11 protein-coding genes are annotated in these 16,445 nt (G+C 71.2%); 4 read left to right on the forward strand and 7 right to left on the reverse strand.

The features are described 5' to 3' along the window. The first annotated feature begins 85 nt into the window (after positions 1-85). From OV090_RS40770 to OV090_RS40780, 3 genes are all read left to right on the forward strand, one after another. The gene (locus OV090_RS40770; protein ID WP_267710277.1) at positions 86-1,210 is read left to right on the forward strand and encodes a DUF4215 domain-containing protein; all 1,125 of its coding nucleotides are present in this window, start codon (positions 86-88) and stop codon (positions 1,208-1,210) included. 37 nt (positions 1,211-1,247) lie between these two features. Continuing rightward, positions 1,248-2,387 carry a DUF4215 domain-containing protein gene (locus OV090_RS40775; RefSeq protein WP_267710278.1) on the forward strand — a complete coding sequence of 380 codons (1,140 nt, stop codon included), beginning with the start codon at positions 1,248-1,250 and terminating at the stop codon, positions 2,385-2,387. A 613-nt stretch (positions 2,388-3,000) separates the two neighbouring features. Further along, the gene (locus tag OV090_RS40780) at positions 3,001-3,126 is read left to right on the forward strand and encodes a hypothetical protein (protein WP_267710279.1); all 126 of its coding nucleotides are present in this window, start codon (positions 3,001-3,003) and stop codon (positions 3,124-3,126) included. Between the two features lies 1 nt (position 3,127). On the opposite strand, the gene OV090_RS40785 is transcribed toward OV090_RS40780, so the two are convergent. After that, complete coding sequence (locus tag OV090_RS40785) at positions 3,128-3,547, reverse strand: PAAR-like domain-containing protein (protein ID WP_267710280.1); 420 nt, start codon at positions 3,545-3,547, stop codon at positions 3,128-3,130. Positions 3,548-3,706: 159 nt separating this feature from the next. Next, positions 3,707-6,334 (reverse strand): type ISP restriction/modification enzyme, encoded by a 2,628-nt coding sequence (locus OV090_RS51225; RefSeq protein WP_267710281.1) that lies wholly within the window; start codon positions 6,332-6,334, stop codon positions 3,707-3,709. Between the two features lie 128 nt (positions 6,335-6,462). Between OV090_RS51225 and OV090_RS40795 the strand changes: the two genes are divergently transcribed. Next, positions 6,463-9,804, forward strand: coding sequence for an FHA domain-containing protein (locus tag OV090_RS40795; RefSeq protein WP_267710282.1), 3,342 nt, complete (start codon positions 6,463-6,465; stop codon positions 9,802-9,804). 63 nt (positions 9,805-9,867) lie between these two features. Here OV090_RS40795 and OV090_RS40800 read toward each other — a convergent pair whose 3' ends face one another. From OV090_RS40800 to tssB, 5 genes are all read right to left on the reverse strand, one after another. Further along, on the reverse strand, positions 9,868-10,608 hold the full coding sequence (locus tag OV090_RS40800) for an SDR family oxidoreductase (protein WP_267710283.1): 741 nt from the start codon (positions 10,606-10,608) through the stop codon (positions 9,868-9,870). 119 nt (positions 10,609-10,727) lie between these two features. Further along, a complete protein-coding gene (locus OV090_RS51230; protein WP_267710284.1) occupies positions 10,728-12,449 on the reverse strand; it encodes a penicillin-insensitive murein endopeptidase in 1,722 nt (573 codons plus the stop codon). A 10-nt stretch (positions 12,450-12,459) separates the two neighbouring features. Next, positions 12,460-14,160 carry a serine/threonine-protein kinase gene (locus tag OV090_RS40810; RefSeq protein WP_267710285.1) on the reverse strand — a complete coding sequence of 567 codons (1,701 nt, stop codon included), beginning with the start codon at positions 14,158-14,160 and terminating at the stop codon, positions 12,460-12,462. A gap of 4 nt (positions 14,161-14,164) precedes the next feature. Further along, positions 14,165-15,655: a type VI secretion system contractile sheath large subunit gene (gene tssC / locus OV090_RS40815; RefSeq protein ID WP_267710286.1), complete on the reverse strand. Its 1,491-nt coding sequence runs from the start codon at positions 15,653-15,655 to the stop codon at positions 14,165-14,167. A gap of 35 nt (positions 15,656-15,690) precedes the next feature. After that, a complete protein-coding gene (tssB, locus tag OV090_RS40820) occupies positions 15,691-16,200 on the reverse strand; it encodes a type VI secretion system contractile sheath small subunit (protein WP_267710287.1) in 510 nt (169 codons plus the stop codon). Positions 16,201-16,445 lie beyond the last annotated feature (245 nt).

The raw sequence follows: 16,445 nt of genomic DNA on the forward strand, positions 1-16,445 counted from the left end.
GCGCACTCGGACACTCGTGAGGCCGCGACCCCGGTGCCGAGTTCATGACGAGGACAGAGGCGCCGCTTCGCAGCCCCGGGAACCGATGACGTACCGCACCGCCACGCTCCTCGCCCTCCTCGCCGCTTCTGGCTGCTTCTACAACCCCCACGGCAGCGTGAGCCAGCCGGACTCGTCGACCGGCACGGACGCGACTTCGAGCACCCTCCCGACCACCGGCGACGGTGCCCACGCCTGCGGCAACGGCGTGCTCGAGCCGGGCGAGCAGTGCGACGACGGCAACCTCGTCGACGGCGACGGTTGCGATGCCGACTGCGGCTTCACGCCGGTCGAACTGTGCGGCAACGGCATGCTGGACGACGGCGAGGAGTGCGACGACGGCAACGCCGACGACAGCGACGCCTGCCGCGATAATTGCAAGAATGCCGCGTGCGGCGACGGGATCGTGCATGTCGGCGCCGAGGCCTGCGACGACGGCAACCTCGTCGACACCGACGACTGCCTGTCCTCCTGCGAGACCGCGACCTGCGGTGACGGCCTCGTGCACGAAGACGTCGAGCTCTGCGACGACGGCCGGGACAACGACGACACCGCCTACGACGGCTGCACCACCCAGTGCGAACCAGGCCCGCGCTGCGGCGACAGCCAGGTCCAGGCCCCGGAGGAAGAGTGCGACGACGGCACCCCCGGCGGCGACGATCTCTGCAACGCCTGCAAGAACGTCCCTTTCCGCTACGTCTTCGTCACCTCGCAGACCTACAAGGGCGACATGAACCAGCTCAACGGAGCCGACGCTCGCTGCGGCGTCCTGACGCTCGACTTCCCGGCCTGGGAATGGACCGCCTGGCTCAGCGACGACGGCCAGGGCGCTGCCGCGCGCCTGGACACCCAATTCGTCGGCTGGTACATCCTCCCCGGGCCGGAGCCGGTCCTGGTCGCTCGCAACTGGTCGGGCCTGGCTTCGGGGACGCTGCTGAACCCCATCAACCGCGACGAGACGGGCAAGCTCGTGGCACCCGACGCGCTGGCCTGGACCAACACCACGCCCGACGGCTCCATCCTCTCGCTGGACGCTCACTGCAGCATTTGGGACGCCCTCAGCGGCACGGGCAGGGTCGGCAGCACGAGCGCCACCGACTCGACCTGGACGGACGCCCAGACCGCCGCCGATTGCACCACCATGCACCACCTCTACTGCATTCAGAACTGAAGCTCGGCACCCGCGACCTCCGCGAAGCTCCACCCACATGCGCTCCCGCGAGTCCAGACTCCTCCCCCTGCTCCTCGTCGTCGGCGCCTGCTTTTATCATCCGACCGGCTCGACCCCCGCGACGGACAGCGAGGCCCCGCAGGACACCTCCTCCGGCAGCACCTCGAGCAGCGCCGCCGAGTGCGGCGACGGCCAGCTCGACCCCGGCGAGGCGTGTGACGACGGCAATCGCACCCCTGACGACGGCTGCGAGGACGACTGCAGCGTCACCCCCTCGCCTCTCTGCGGCAACGGCCAGCGCGATCCAGGCGAGCAGTGCGACGACGGCAACACCGTCGACGGCGACGGCTGCCAGGCCGACTGCACCGAGCCTCCCGTGTGCGGCGACGGCGTCGAGGATCCCGGCGAACCGTGCGACGACGGCAACGCGGACGACGGCGACGCCTGCCTCGCCGGCTGCGTAACTGCGACCTGCGGTGACGGCAAGCTCTGGGCCGGCAACGAGCCGTGTGACGACGGCGCGCTGAACGGCGCCTACGGTTATTGCGACACCGAGTGCAGCGGCCCCGGCCCGAGCTGCGGCGACAGCCTGCGCAACGGCCCCGAGGAGTGCGACGACGGCAACCTCTTCGACGACGACGACTGCTCCAACGAGTGCCTCGCCCCGCGGATCGTCTTCGCCACCGCGACGACCTACACCGGCGCTCTCGGCGGCCTCGACGGCGCCGACGCCAAATGTGCAGAGGCCGCGCAATGGCTCGACCTTCCGCCGGACGTTCAGTGGAGCGCATGGCTCAGCGACTCGAGCGCCGATCCAGCCACCGGCGGGCGCTTCGATACCCTCTACTCCGGTTATTACAAGCTGCCCACCGGCCCCATCGTCGCCCACGGATGGGGCGAGCTGACCACCTTGCCGCTCATCACCGGGATCGGCGTCGACGAGACCGGCAACACGCTGGACATCCCCGCTCCGGTCTGGTCCAACACCTTCCGCAACGGTACCCGCATCGGCGCCGATCACTGCGACGACTGGACCTCCGAGGCCGCCGAGACCCTGGGCCGCCTCGGCGTCGCCGGACCCACGAACATGACCTGGAGCGACGCCCCGGCCAACAACCCCGCGGCCTGCTCACAATTGTTCCACCTCTACTGTTTTCAGCGGACCGCCCCGCTCTGAGCGTTTTTTTGCGCAGCTCCGCCGTCTACCGTCGGCTCGCCCGCGAGGCCAGCGGCGGGTTCCACTCCATGACATCCAGCGCGAGGTCGGAGCCCGTGGCGAGCTCTCCGAGCACTCGCCGCAGATAGCTGGGCCACGAGGCCCTTCGCATAGGCCGCCAGCACCGTGGACGCCGAGAAGTCGATCGTACGATACGCGATCGGCCCCATGCTGACCCCCATGCGGGCCAGGAACCAGCGATAGAAGCGCGGCAACGGACGACCCGCGCGCAGCTCGATCTGCTCGATCTGCTGGGCGGTCGCGCCGCGCCACCCGGCCGCGAGGTCGGGCACGATGCGGCCGGGTGCGGAACGCCGGCGAGTTCTTCAGGTGCGCCCGCATCCGCCCGACCATCGCCGCTTCGGCGGTGTTCTTCGCGGCATCGCGCGACGCTCCGTCCTTGTAGGACGTCGTCACGCCTGACGGGTGCTTCATCCCCTTCGCCGCCTCGCAGAGCTCGACCGTCGTGAGGCCGGACTGGTCGGCGTACTTCTTGCCGCACTTGCAGTGAACGACCCCGAGCATCGTCTGCGGAGACGACACGCCGCTCTGCACGGCCGGCTTCACCGCCGCCTTGAAGTTCGTCGCCAGCGTACTTGCGTCCGCCGTGGTCGCCTCGCTCTCCTGGAACGCCTCGTGGGTCTTCTCGCAGACCGGGCAAACGTCCTCCGGCACCGCGATCACCGGGCCGCAATTTTGAATCACTCCCAGGAGCGTCGCGGCGTTCGCAGGTTCCCGCCGCCGGCGCAGTTGTTGAGCATCGGGTCCCCCAGCAAGTGGACGTTCTCCCCCTCCATTTTGACGTCCATCGCGCCCGGCCCCACGAACTGCGTCGGCCCATGCGTGTTGGCGGAGACGATCCCGCCGCCGGTGGCCTTGCTGGCGATGTCACCGACCGACTTGAAGCTCGCGCCCTTGATCGCCACGGCCTTGCCCTCGATGCGGACGTTCTTCGAGTAGCCTTTCGGCGAGTCCTCGCTGCGGCCGATGTTGGGCAGCGGCGTGGGTACGAACGGCGCCGGCGGGCCGGGCATCTTGCAGACGTTGGGCACCGTCGCGGCAGCGACGCCATGGCTGCCTGCCGTGACCGGGGTCTTCGGAGAATCGACGGTGACGCTCAATTCGTGCCTCCCAACGCCTCGGCCGCCAGTGAGCCGCGGGTGACGAGTATACCTGCAGCGACCGTGGTGCGCACCGAAGCGCGCCTGGGGTTCGAGGCCACCATTTTTTGGCGGGCACGGCGACGATCGACCAGCGATTCGCGCGCGCGCCATTCGCCCTCAGCGCGAACTCGGTTCGCACCGCGTTCGCGGTTCGGCCCGCTCCTCGGCGCTGGGCGCCGGCAGCTCGCTCGCCGACACCATTTCCCCGCCCACGATCTGTCCAAAGATCTCCGCCTGCGCGCGAGACAGCGCCAGCGACCGCTCCACCACCCACAGCAGCTCGAGCAGCTCCGCCGTCAGCGCCTCCGACCACGCCTCGGGTCGCAGCGCGTCGAGCGGCGACGACGTGCGGCCGCGGCGCTGCAGCATCCTGCCGGCCAACCACGACTGCACGATTTTCAAACCCGACACCTCGTAGTTCCACACCGCCGCCGACACCGGCGCGAAGCTTCCTTCTCCGACCGTGAGCACCTCGTCCGCGTACGAGAATCTCTCCGGCATCGCGCGCACGGGCGCCACGCAGCGCGCCGCCCCGTCTATCAGCCGCACCCGAAACGTGTGCAGCCCCAGCAGCTCCGCTCCGACCTCTGCGCAGCGCGTGAACAACTCCTCGTCGCGCGTCAGCGGCACCCGCGGCCCGGGCTCCGCCAGCTCCTCGCGCAGCGACTCGACGTACCCCGGGTGTCCCAGGCAGCCATACACGTACGCGAACAGCTCCTGCGCCGTCACTGTCCGTGAGAACATGTCCCTTAGCACATTGAGTACACCACGCGTCACGTTGGCCTGCGTCGCCGCGCGGTCGCGCCACAGCGGGATCACCCCCTTGTCGCCGAACGACCCGCGGAAGTGGTGCAGGTCGGGCACCTCCGCGCACGCCGTCACCGCCGGCCCGCGCGACAGCCCGCTCGACAACATCGTCGTCAAATAGACTTGCGACGGCCCGTGCGTCCGCCACAGCGCCGGTCGAAGGCGATCGCCGAGGCGGCCATCCGCCAGACAGAAGCGGCGGTCCAGCGAGCGCCAGGCGATCCGCGCGACCCGAGGCACCGGCGCCTCCGCCGGCAACGACGCCAGCGCCGGCAGCGGCGACCCATCGAGCAGATCGACCCCCGGCCGCGCGATCGTCCACGCCTCCGTCTCGCGGAACGCGGCCGCGCGATCGTCCGCCCGCAGCAGCGCTCGCCAGCGGCGCTCCAGCAGCTCCGGCGTCTCCGCGATCGGCCACGTTCGCTTCCACTGCGCCCCCGCGTGCTGCCACGGAAACAGGTCCACCAGCCGCGGCCAATCACCGTAGTCGCCCGACGCCCCGGGCACGAACGGCGCGTCCCACCCCTTCGGTGCGCGTGCCCACTCGAGCTCCTGCAACGATTGCAGCGCCCCGAGCGTGCGCAGCTTCTGCTCGCGGCTGTCCCCGTCTGCCAGCCGCGTGTACCAGACCTCCGCCGGCCGCGATCGATCCCCCTCCGCGCGTCGCACCCCGACCGCGATACACACCGGCGTGCGAATATTTTTGAAGACGTTGGCGGAGCGGCGCGGGCCGAGGGCGTCGCCGCCGAGGTCGACGATCCACAACGCGTCGAGCACCGCGCGCAGTCGGCGTCGCATCGCCGCGAAGCCCGGACCGCGCAGGTAGCTCGACGGCGTGATCAGGCACACCACCCCCGGCCCTTCCTGCTCGCAGCTCCACCACAGCGCCCAGCGCCAGAAATAGACATAGGCATTATAAAGATTCTTCGCGTGCTTGCCGACCGCGGCGTCGGGCAGGAAATCGGCCAGCAGCGGCCGCTCTCCGCGCTCAGGATCGCCGTGGCGGATCCACCCGCCGCGATCGCTCTCCGACAATTCGCGCCGGTCGTACGGCGGGTTGCCGATACACACACGAATGCGCCCCGCCTCGACGTCCTCCCCCTCCGCCCTCGCCAGAGTGTCTCGCAGCCTCACCCGCACTCCCGCCGCCGGCAGCCGCGCCCCCGCGACCCGCAGCGCGCGCGTGAGGCGAGCGTGCGCCGCCGCGAACGGCCCCGCGAGCACCTCGTGGGCCACGAGGTTGGTCCCGAGTCGGCTCGCGCACGCCGCGACGTCGCCGCCCGTCTCTCGCGCGCCACGCAGCGCGTCCGCCACGATCGCCAGCGGGTACACGCCGGTGCCGCACGCCGGGTCGATCGTCACCACCTCGGGCGCCGCGAACTCGAGCGGCGCCGCGAGCTCGCGCGCCAGCAGCTCGCGCACTGCCACGATTTGCGCGTGCACCACTTCCTTCGGCGTGTAGTAAGCCCCGGCCTCGCGGCGCAGCCGGCCGTCGTACGCCGCCAGGAATTCCTCGTAGAAGTACGCCCCCTCGCCCTCGCGCAGCGCCGCGAGCGACGCCTCGTCGAGCCCCGCGATCGTCGCCTCGAGCTCCCCCAGCGCCATGCCGATCTCCGCGCGATGCTCCGCCGCGGCTCGCAGCGCGCGCAGCAGCGGACCCGGCGTCTCCCCCAGGCGCGCGCACGCCCCCGCGACCTCCGGCACCGCATCGGGGAGCCCCAGCCGAGCCGTCCACAGCCCGTACGCGATCGTCTGCGCCATCGCCTCGGCGAACTCCGCTTCGCCGCCGCAGGCCGCCAGCGACCACTCGTCCGCGAGCGTGCGCAGCCGCGAGTTCGGCGCGGTCACGGCAGCCCGCAGCGCGTCGCGCAGCGCCCGACAGCCTGCGGCCAGCAGCGTCGCCACCTCGCGCGAACTCCTCGGGCCCGGCCGGCGCACGCGCGGAAACATAGCAGAGCAACATCGCGCAGGGCGGCCCGCGATCGCGCGGACGGCGGCCTCGCGCGAGGTGCGTGCATTCGCGCCCGCGGGTCGGCCGGCCCGCGGTGATATCCTCCGGACGGCTCATGCTTCATATCGCCGTCGAACGCGAGGGACAGCCGCGCAAAGAGCTCCGCTTCGCCAAGGACGTGGTCGTCGTCGGCCGCGAGGCCGAGCACGACCTCCAGCTCAACTTCGAGGACGGCGCCTCGCGGCAGCACGCCCGCCTGAGCCACGAGCGCGGCCAGCACTTCGTCGAGGACCTCGGCTCGCGCAACGGCACCAAGGTCAACGGCAAGCGGATCGCCGCCAAGACCCCGATCAAGGCCGGCGACGAGGTCGAAGTCGGCAAGGTCAAGATCTACCTGGTCGGAGAGGCAGGTGCGGCCGGCAGCCGCGGCACCGCGCGCGTCCAGCCGCGGACCGACGACGACGACGCAACCGTCCAGCGCACCGTCAAGCAGGCGCCCAAGCCCGCCAAGGCGGCCGCGCCCGAACCTGCCCCGAAGGCCAGGCCTGCTCCCGAGCCCGCCAAGCCCGCGCCCAAGGCCCCGCGGCCGGCGCCCGAGCCCGAAGCTGGCCTTCCGGACAGCAGCATCCGCGTCAACCTGCGCCAGCCCGAGCCCGAGCCGGCGGCCGCGCCGGAGCCCGAGGGCAAGCCGACCGGCCCGATCAACGACGAGAACGAGGCCTGCCGCAGCCAGATCGATCCGCTGGCCCGGCGCTGGCGCGACCTCGGCAAGCCCGAGGGGCTCCTGCTGCACGGCCCGCTGCTCAAGCGCGGCCTCGCCTGGGCGGGCAGCGACCGCAAGCTGCGGCCGCGCCCGTCCGAGCTGCACCGCGAGTTCATCTACGCCAGCCGCGGCGACCGTCGCCACCGGATCCGCGACCTCGGCCTGCGCGCCGGGGCGCTGACCGTCGCGCTGGTCGGCGGCAACGTGGCGGCGCACGTGCTGCACGACGACCTCGTGCTCAAGGACGCCGCCGCCGGGCGTGAGGCCGGCGCCGGGCAGTGCACGCCCGACAACCCCGCGGTGCAGCGCGCCAACCTCCTGGCCCAAAAGGCAGCCGAGCAGACCGACCTCGAGCTGGCGATCCTCGCCGGCACGCGGGCCGTGAGCGCTGCCGACGGTCCGTGCGCGCGCCAGTCGGACGCCGAGCGGGCCCTGCGGATCGCCCTCTCGCGCCAGCGCAGCCGCGTCATCGGCCGCGGCAATTCGCCGATCCGCAACGCCGACGTCGCCCGCGACGAGCGCGACGTCGTCACCGTCGACGACACCGGCGCGGTGCTCCTCTACGACCGCACCGGCGCCACGCAGCCGAAGACGCTGCCCTCGAGCAGCGGCGCCGGCAAGGTCGCGGCGCTCGGGCCCGAGGGTCGCTGGCTGGCCGTCGGGACAGGCAAGGGCACCGTCGACCTGTGGGACCTGCAGCAGCGCACCGCGCCCAAGCTGACCAAGCAGCTCGAGAGCCACCGCGACCCGGTCACCGCGATCACCTTCAGCGAGGACGGCCGCTTCTTCGCCACCGGCGACCGCCGCGGCAACGTCACCGTGTGGGACATGCGCGGCACCGACGCCGGCGCCAAGCTCGGCGAGCTGCGGCAGCACACCGGCGCCATCGAGCAGCTGGTGTTCCGCGACGGCGGCAGCCGCCTCTACTCGTTCGGCGGCAAGACTGCGGTCGCCACCGACCTGCAGGACGGGCGCAAGAAGGGCAAGCAGCTCAACCTCGCCATCGGCGGCGACGCCACCGCGTTCGCGGTCAACGGCGAGGGCGACGAGGTCGTCGTCGGCGACAGCATCGGCCAGGTCGTGCGCTGGCGCGTCCGCACCCTCGCGCGCGCCCAGCAGGACGCCCTCGCCAGCCACACCGGCGCGGTCGTCGACCTGGCGTTCCTCCCCGGCGCGCGCGCCGTCCTGTCCCTCGGGACAGACAAACAGCTCATCGTCACCGAGCTCGATCAGATGATGCGCGAGGGCAGCGAGCCGCTGCGCGTCGGCCTGCGCGGGCTGCAGTCCGAACCCAAGGCCCTGGCCGCCGACCCCACCGGGCGCCGGATCGCCGTCGCCGCCCAGGACCACAAGATCTACGTGTGGGACGCCGCCCAGCGCCACACCTCGGCCCAGCCGGTGGTCGTGTTCGACGAGCACGTCGACACCATCGAGTCGGTGCTGCCGAGCTACGACGGCAACTCGCTGCTGTCCGCCTCGGCCGACGGCACCTTGCGTCTGTGGCCGCTGCAGAACGCCGACGCCGGCGGCGCCCTGGCGGTGCTCAGCGATCACCGCGGCCCGATCACCGGCCTGGGCCTCAGCAGCGACGGCGGCCGTATGGCCTCGCTCGGCCAGGACAAGGCCCTCCGCGCCTGGCGCCTCGACAACCGCGGCACCCCGCGGCGGATCCTCGAGCGGACCTTCGAGCAGGCCCCGCAGGCCCTCGCAGTCAGCCCCGACGGCCTGTGGGCGGCCGTCGGCGTCGAGCGCCAGCTGCTCGTCTACAGCCTCAGCGGCGGCGAGCGCGAGCCCAAGCCGATCGAGCGCGCCCAGCACGACGACCTGATCAGCCACGTCGCCTTCAGCCCGGACAACCGCTGGCTGGTCAGCGCCGACTTCTCCGGCGCGATCAACACCTGGTCGATGAAGGACAACGGCCCCGAGGACAGCCCGGCCCGCAACGTCGCGCTCGGCCGCTCGGTCACCGCGCTGGCGCTGTCGCCCAGCAGCCCGTACTTCGCGGTCGCGGCGGCCGACAACCGCGTCACCCTGTGGCCGATGACCGGCAACGGCGGCGAGCAGCAGGTCGTGCAGCACGAGAAGTCGGTGCTGTCGCTGACCTTCAGCGGCGGCGGCGACTACCTGGTGTCGACCAGCGACGACGCCCGCGCGATCCTCCGCACCGTCGACAAGGGCAAGACCGCCGAGCTGCCCGAGCGCTCCGCGGTGGCCCACGACTCGCGCGTTCGCGCGGCCGCCTTCAGCCCCGACAAGCGCTGGCTGGCCACCGGCAGCGACGACGGCGTCATCAACATGACCGACCTCAAGAAGACCACCGAGCGCAGCAAGCCGCTCAAGGGTCACGAGACGGCCATCACCGCCCTGTTCTTCGAGCCAGGTAGCGAGCTCCTGGTGTCCGCCAGCGCCGACAAGTCCTTGCGCCTGTGGCTCGTCGACGACCTCGACCGCGGCGGCGAGGTGAGATCGATCCCCCTCACCGGCCACGCCGGGCCCGTCAGCGCCATGCGCGTCGACGGCAGCGGCCGCCTGCTCGTCAGCGGCGGCGCCGACGGGGCGCTCCGCGTCTGGCCGCTCAAGCACGACCTCCTGATCGCGCTGGCCTGCCGCACCGTCGGCCGCGACTTCAGCGACGACGAGTGGAGCACGCTCTACCCCGGCGAGCCGGTCGAGCCGCTGTGCGACGGCAAGTAGCCGGGCGCTGCGCACATTCGTCGGCGAATGAGGGCACCCTGCCGGTGACGTCATTCGCCGCGCTCACACCAACCCGCCGTTGGCGCGCAGCGTCTGGCCGTTGACCCACCCGCCGTCGGGGCCGGCGAGGAACGCCACCACGGCCGCGATGTCCTCGGGCTGGCCGAGGCGCCCCAGCGGCGTCGCGGCGACCATGCGATCGATCAGCGCCTGCGGCTTGTCCTTGAAAAACAGGTCGGTGGCGGTCGGCCCGGGGGCGACCGCGTTGACGGTGATCGAGCGGTCGCGGAGCTCCTTGGCGAGCACGCTGGTGAGCGCCTCGACGGCCGCCTTGGTGGCGACGTAGACGCCGTAGAGCGGCTGGCGCAGGCCTACGGTGCTCGACGAGAAGTTGATGATGCGTCCGCCGGCACGCAGGCGACGGCTGGCCTCGCGCAGGGTGTTGAAGGTGCCGCGCAGGTTGACCTCGACCTGGCGCTCGAAGGTCGCGTCGTCGGTCTCGGCGATCGTCGCCATCGCCATCACGCCGGCGTTGTTGACCAGGACGTCGACCCCGCCGAAGGCCGCCTCGGCCGCGTCGAACAGGTAGCGCACCGCCCCCGGGTCGGCGACGTCGGCCTTCAGCGGCAGCGCGCGGCGGCCCGCTCCTTCGAGCTCGCGGGCCAGCGCCTCCGCCGGCGTCGGGTCGCGCGAGTAGTTGACCACCACCGCGAAGCCGTCGGCCGCCAGGCGCGCCGCCACCACCGCGCCGATGCCCCGCGACGCCCCGGTCACGATCGCCGTCCGCTTGTTGCTCTCGCTCATGCGCGACTCGTAACACCCGCTCGCGCGCGCACCGGGAGGCGAGCCGACGCGCGCGCGAATCGTCGCTTCCACTCCGGCGGCTCGCCCGGCGGCCTCGCCTGCGCGGGCGGGGCGCCGGCTCACTTCGCGTTGCTACACGCGGTGTCGGTCGGGTCGCACTTGAAGCGGACGTGGATGTGATGGATGTGCCCGTCCGAGTGCATCACCAGCGCGGGCGTGCCCTTCGGCCGCGGCCACTGGATCAGCTTCTTCAGCTCGGCCGGCGTCTCGCCCTCGGCGACCGCAGCCTTGTGCAGCTCTTCTTGCAGCCAGTGCGACAGGAAGATCTCCTGGATCGCCCCGGTCGAGTGCAGCGCGCGGATGAACCGCCACGTCGTGCGCCAGTCGACCTCCTCGGGCTCGGGGCGGCAGCTCGTCGTGCTGCAGTTCTTGCAACCGTCGAGGTAGCGCTTGCGCTTCACCTGCAGCCAGATGTCGGCGTCGCGGCCCGACTGGTGCGACTTGTGACGTCCGTAGCCGCCGCCGTCCTTGAGGCTGAGGTCGGCGATCATGACCTGGTTTATGGTGAAGCCCTGGGCGCGGAACTCGGCGATCCCGCGCAGCAGCTGCGACAGCGTGTGGTTGGTCGCGTAGGCGTGCGAGGCGCAGCGGACGTCGGCCAGCCCCGACGGCAGCAGCTGGACCGGGTTGACCAGCGTCCCGCTGGTCACGCCGCCGACCGAGCTCGCGCCGGAGGGGACGATGAAGATCGGCAGGTCGTCGGGGTTCGGCGTCTTGGCCCCGAACTGACCGGCGTCGATCCACAGCGTCAACTCCTCGCCGCCCTTCAGCCGGTCGGGCGCCTTCGGGTTGAACTGGCGCAGCTTGTCGACGCTCGTGCTGTACAGGTTGGCCACCGCCAGCCAGTCCTCGCCCTCGCCGACGGTGTAGTACTCCTGGACCAGCGGCGGCCGCGGCGGACGGGTCGTCCGCACCTTGAGCTTCATGTCCGGCAGCAGCGTCGTCACCCCGCCGTTCCACTGCTGCAGCAGCACCGGCGACACCTCGTAGTAGCGGGCGATGTCCTCGAACGACTCGCCCGGGCTGACCTGGTGCTCGATCCACTCCTCGCGCGCAGTCGGTCCCGAAGGACCTGTCCTCTCGGCCACCTGATCGTCGACCGCAGTCGGGCTCGGCGGCGGCGGCTCGGGCTGCGCCGCCTCGGGCCGGCGGAACAGGAAGATCGCCAGCGCCCCGAGCAGCACGCCCGCGGCGGTGAACTGCAGCGCGCGGCGGATCATGTGCGCCCGCATGCTCGCGCCGACGAACTCGCGCAGCAGCGGCTCCGCCTCGACCTCGGCCCGCTGCGCCGGCACGGCCATCCAGCCCTCGGCCAGCCCCAGGTCGCGGCCGTGCAGCAGCAGCCGCCGCGCCCGCCCGTGGTCGACCCACTCGCGGGCGTAGCGGGCCAGCCGGCGCTGCTCTGCCGCCCGCTGCTCGTCCTCGCCGCGGGCCAGCGCGACCGGCTCGAACTTCAGCTTCTGCTCGATCTTCCGGTCGCGGTCGTCGTCGGCGATCTCGAGCACGTAGGCGCCGACGCTGAGGCGATCGCCGGGGCCGAACTCGGTCGGCTCGATGCAGCGGCGCGAGTTGATGAAGGTGCCGTTGCGCGAGCCGCGGTCGGTGACGATGAGCTTGTCGCCGCGCGCGGAGATCCGGCAGTGCTTGCCGGACACGCCGTGGCCGCCGAGGACGAGGTTGGAGTCGACGCTGCTGCCGAGCTGCATCTCCGGGCCCTTGAAGGCGACCCGGCGCTCGTCGCCGTCAGGTGATATGACCTTGAAGACAGGTCCGTCGACCACGGAGTCCTCCTCAGCTGGCCAGCAGCATGACGAGCAGGCCGACCAGGATCAGCAGGCCGCAGGCGACGTTGACGATGATCAGCGTCTTCTGCAGCGACCACTCGGCCGGCTTCTTGGCGACGGCGGCGGCGGCATGGCCGTCGAGCGCCATCGTCGCCTCGGCCGGGCGCGCCCGCGACGACACCGCCGACGCCGCGTCGGGCAGCGCCATGGTCGTCTCACCCTGCGGGATGTTCGGGTCGGGCAGGATCATCGTCGTGTCCTGCCGCGCCGGCGCCCCGCCCTGGTCGGGCAGGATCATCGTCGACTCGCCCCGCGGCCCCGACGGGTCGGGCAGGATCATCGTCGACTCGCTCGGCGGCGGTGGCTTGGTCTGCCCGAGCACCACGGTGCCGCCAGCGCCGACGGCCGGGTGGCTGTCGGTGCGGAACACCACCGTGCGATCGACCGGCGCCTCGTCGCCGCCGGCCCCGGTGGTCGGCGCCACGACGGTGCGCCCGGCCCCGGTGGTCGGCGCCACGATCGTGCGCCCCGGCGCCTGCGGGTCGACCACCGTCGCGCTCACCGGCCGCAGCGTGGAGAGGTTGTTGTTGGGACCGGTGATACCTGTCCTCGGGGACAGGCTCGGCGCGACCACGGTGCGGTCGGTCTGCGGCATCGTCGCCCGCTGCGGCGTCGGTGCCTTCTGCATCAACAGGTTGGCGCCGCTGCGGCCGGGCCGCTTGGTCGACATCAACGTCGTGGTCGTGTCGTCCTCGTCGTCCTCTTCTTCGGTGACGGTGCCTGACGGCCGCGGCGTCTGGCCGCGGACCTCGATCATCGTGCCCGCGGCCGTCACCGGCGCGCCGGGAGTCATCCCCGGGAAGCGGCGCACGTGGGCGATCGCGTCGGCCATCGCCTTGAGATCGGCGAAGCGCTCTTCGGGCTGCTTGCCGAGCGCGCGGCGGATCAGGCCCTCGACGCCGACCGGCACGCCGGCGTCGGGCGCCGCGTCGGCGAGCTTCGGCGGCGGCTCGCCCATGATCTTGCGGGCGATCTCGTAGTACGACTGGCCCTGGAACGGCAGCTGGCCGCTGACCAGTTCGAACAGCACGACCCCGAGCGCGAACACGTCGGTGCGCTCGTCGGTCGGCCGGCCCTCGAGCTGCTCGGGCGCGCGGTAGTCGACGGTGCCGAGCGCCGAGTCGACGCGCGTGCTGTCGTTCGAGACGATCTCCAGCTCGGCGGTCGCGTAGTCGAGGATCCGTACCTCGCCGCGGTCCGTGACGAAGATGTTGCTCGGCTTGATGTCGCGGTGTGCCGTCCGCGTGCTCGCATAGACCGCGTGGAGGATCTCCGCCGTCTGGCCGCACAGCTCGAGCGCGCGCATCCACGGCATCCGCCCGAGGCGCGCGCGCAGCTTGCCGACGTCGTCGCCGGTCAGAGAGTCCATCACCACGATCGGCGGGTTGCGCGAGGCCAGCCCGAGCCCGCGCGGCAGCACGAGCCCGGAGTGGCCGGCGCGACCGGCGGTCGCGACCAACTTGGCGTAGCGGTCGAGCGCGTCGTCGCCGGCGCGCCCGGGCTCCAGGACCTTGAGCGCGACGGCTCTCTGGCCCTGGGTGTCCCAGGCGCGGAACACCTGCCCGACTCCCCCGCCTCCGAGGGACTCGCGCAGCTGGTAGCGACCGCCGACGACGGTGCCGACCCGATGTGACGAAGTGACTGTCACCTGGCTAGGACTTGTCCAGCTTGCCGACGAGCGACAGGGTGAACTCGGCGCCCTCGAACTTGAGGTGCGGCTCGATGGCCAGGTTGCAGCGGAACCAGCCGACCTGCCCCTCGACCTCCTCGACGATCACCTTGGCCTTGCGCAGCGGCTTGCGCGAGCGCGTGGCGGCCGGCGGATCGGGCATGTCCGACACGTACTGGCGGATCCAGTTGTTGAGCTCGCGGTCGAGGTCCGCGCGGCTCTTCCACGTGCCGATCTGCTCGCGCTGCAGGACCTTCATGTAGTGGGCGAGGCGCGTGATCACGAACATGTACGGGAGGCGCGTCCCGAGCATGTAGTTGGTCTGCGCAGCCAGTCCCTCGGCGGTCTTGGCGAACACCTTGGGCCGCTGGATCGAGTTGGCGGAGAAGAACGCCGCGTTGTCGGAGTCCTTGCGGAACACCAGGCCGATGAAGCCCTGCTCGGCGAGCTCGTACTCGCGGCGGTCGTCGAGCGAGGTCTCGGTCGGGATCTTGCTCTTCAGCTCGCCGCCCTGCTCGTACTGGTGGAGCGGCAGGTTGTAGACCGCGCCGCCGCCCTGCGGGCCGATGATGTTCGGGCACCAGCGGTACTTGGCGAAGCTGTCGGCGATCTTGGCGGCCATCGCCAGCGACGCCGGGCCCCACAGGTACGCGTCGTGGTTGTCGATCACCTCTTCGGTGAAGTCGAACTGCTTGACCGACAGCTCGCTCTCGCGCTTGCCGTACGGCGCGCGCAGCATGAAGCGCGGCGCGCACATGCCGAGGTAGCGGGCGTCCTCGGTCTCGCGCAGGCTGTTCCACTTGGCGTACTGCGGGCCCTCGAACAGCGCCTGCAGGTCCTTGAGCTTGGGCAGGTCGGTGAACGACTGCACGCCGAACATCTTCGGCGAGGCGTTGCCGAGGAACGGCGCGTGCGACATGGCGCCGACGGCCGCGAACTGCTTGAGCAGCTGGATGTCTTCGGTGCCCGTGCCGAAGTCGTAGGTCGAGCAGATCACCCCGTAGGGCTTGCCGCCGAACACGCCGAAGTTGTTGCGGTAGATCGTGTTGTAGAGGCCCGACTTGGTGATGTCGGGGGCGTCCTCGAAGTCGACTCGGAGGTCTTCCTTGGTCGCGTTGACGATCTCGAGGCGGACGTTCTCGCGGAAGTCGATCTGGTCGACCAGGTACTTGAGGCCGCGCCAGGACGACTCGAGCTGGCGGACCTGCGGGTGGTGGAGGACCTGGTTGACCTGCGCGGTGAGGCGGCGGTCGATGTCGGCGATCATCTCGTCGATGAGGCCCTTGTCGATCTTCGGCGCGACCTCGGTCGAGCGCAGGAGATCGTCCATCAGCTTGCGGGTACCGCGGCGGACCAGCTCATAGGCCTCGCCGTCGGTCGGGCCGAGCTTGGTCTCGGAGAGCAGCGAGTCGAGTAGCGAGTCCTGAACCTCGGTCTGCCGCTGCGACGCTGTCTGGGAATTCGTGTCCGTCATGTCCTAAAACTCCTTCTGATTCCAGCGCGGGCGCCTCACGACCCCGGCTTGTCCTCGATCCCCAGCTCCTTGATCAGCCGCGCGCGCTTGTCCGGGTCGCGCAGCGCCTCGACCAGCTTCTTCTTGAACTCCGGCACGTTGCCGCCGACCAGCGGGCCCTTGAGGGCCGTGAGCGCGTTGCGCAGCTCCATCAGCTCCTTCAGCTCCGGCACCTGCTCGACGATCCCCTCGGGGCGGAAGTCCCTCAGCGTGTCGAACTTGAGGTTCAGCGAGAGGTCGCCCTGGTCGCCGTCGGTCAGCTTGTTGCTCACGCTGATCGAGGTCTCGAGCTTCTGCGCCGCCATCACCTTGTCGAAGTTGTCCTTGTCGACGTTGATGGGCACGCGCTCCTCGACCGGCCTGTCGTCCTGCCGCCCCGTGAAGTCGCCCAGCATGAGGATCTTGAGCGGGAGCTCGACGTCCTCCGCTGCCCCGTCCGTGGCCGGCTTGTACGTGATGTTCACGCGCTCCTTCGGCGCGACCGATCCCTCTTTACCCTTGCTCATGAAGGCACCATCCTCGCGGACACTACTGTTTTCCTCGCCCCGTCTGTCCCCGCGGTGCGCCAGACAGCGGCACCTCTGCGGCATGGACCATAGAACGGCCGACCGTCCGACGTCCAGAGCGTGCGACGAGCGCCGCGATCGCGCGCGCGCGAAATCACCGCACGCTGACGCCGACGTAACGCAGATAAGGGCGCAGATAAGGGCGCTCCGGACGTCGACTCGAGCTCGCGCGAAAGTGACACCGG

This window comes from Nannocystis sp. RBIL2 (genome assembly GCF_026626745.1).
In the GTDB taxonomy this organism is placed as follows: Bacteria; Myxococcota_A; Polyangia; order Nannocystales; family Nannocystaceae; genus Nannocystis.

Excerpts from the sequence above, each read along its gene's own strand:
- tssB (WP_267710287.1), bottom strand. The coding sequence starts at position 16,200 with ATGAGCAAGGGTAAAGAGGGATCGGTCGCGCCGAAGGAGCGCGTGAAC.
- OV090_RS40775 (WP_267710278.1), top strand. The coding sequence starts at position 1,248 with ATGCGCTCCCGCGAGTCCAGACTCCTCCCCCTGCTCCTCGTCGTCGGC.
- tssC (WP_267710286.1), bottom strand. The coding sequence starts at position 15,655 with ATGACGGACACGAATTCCCAGACAGCGTCGCAGCGGCAGACCGAGGTT.
- OV090_RS40800 (WP_267710283.1), bottom strand. The coding sequence starts at position 10,608 with ATGAGCGAGAGCAACAAGCGGACGGCGATCGTGACCGGGGCGTCGCGG.
- OV090_RS40770 (WP_267710277.1), top strand. The coding sequence starts at position 86 with ATGACGTACCGCACCGCCACGCTCCTCGCCCTCCTCGCCGCTTCTGGC.
- OV090_RS40795 (WP_267710282.1), top strand. The coding sequence starts at position 6,463 with ATGCTTCATATCGCCGTCGAACGCGAGGGACAGCCGCGCAAAGAGCTC.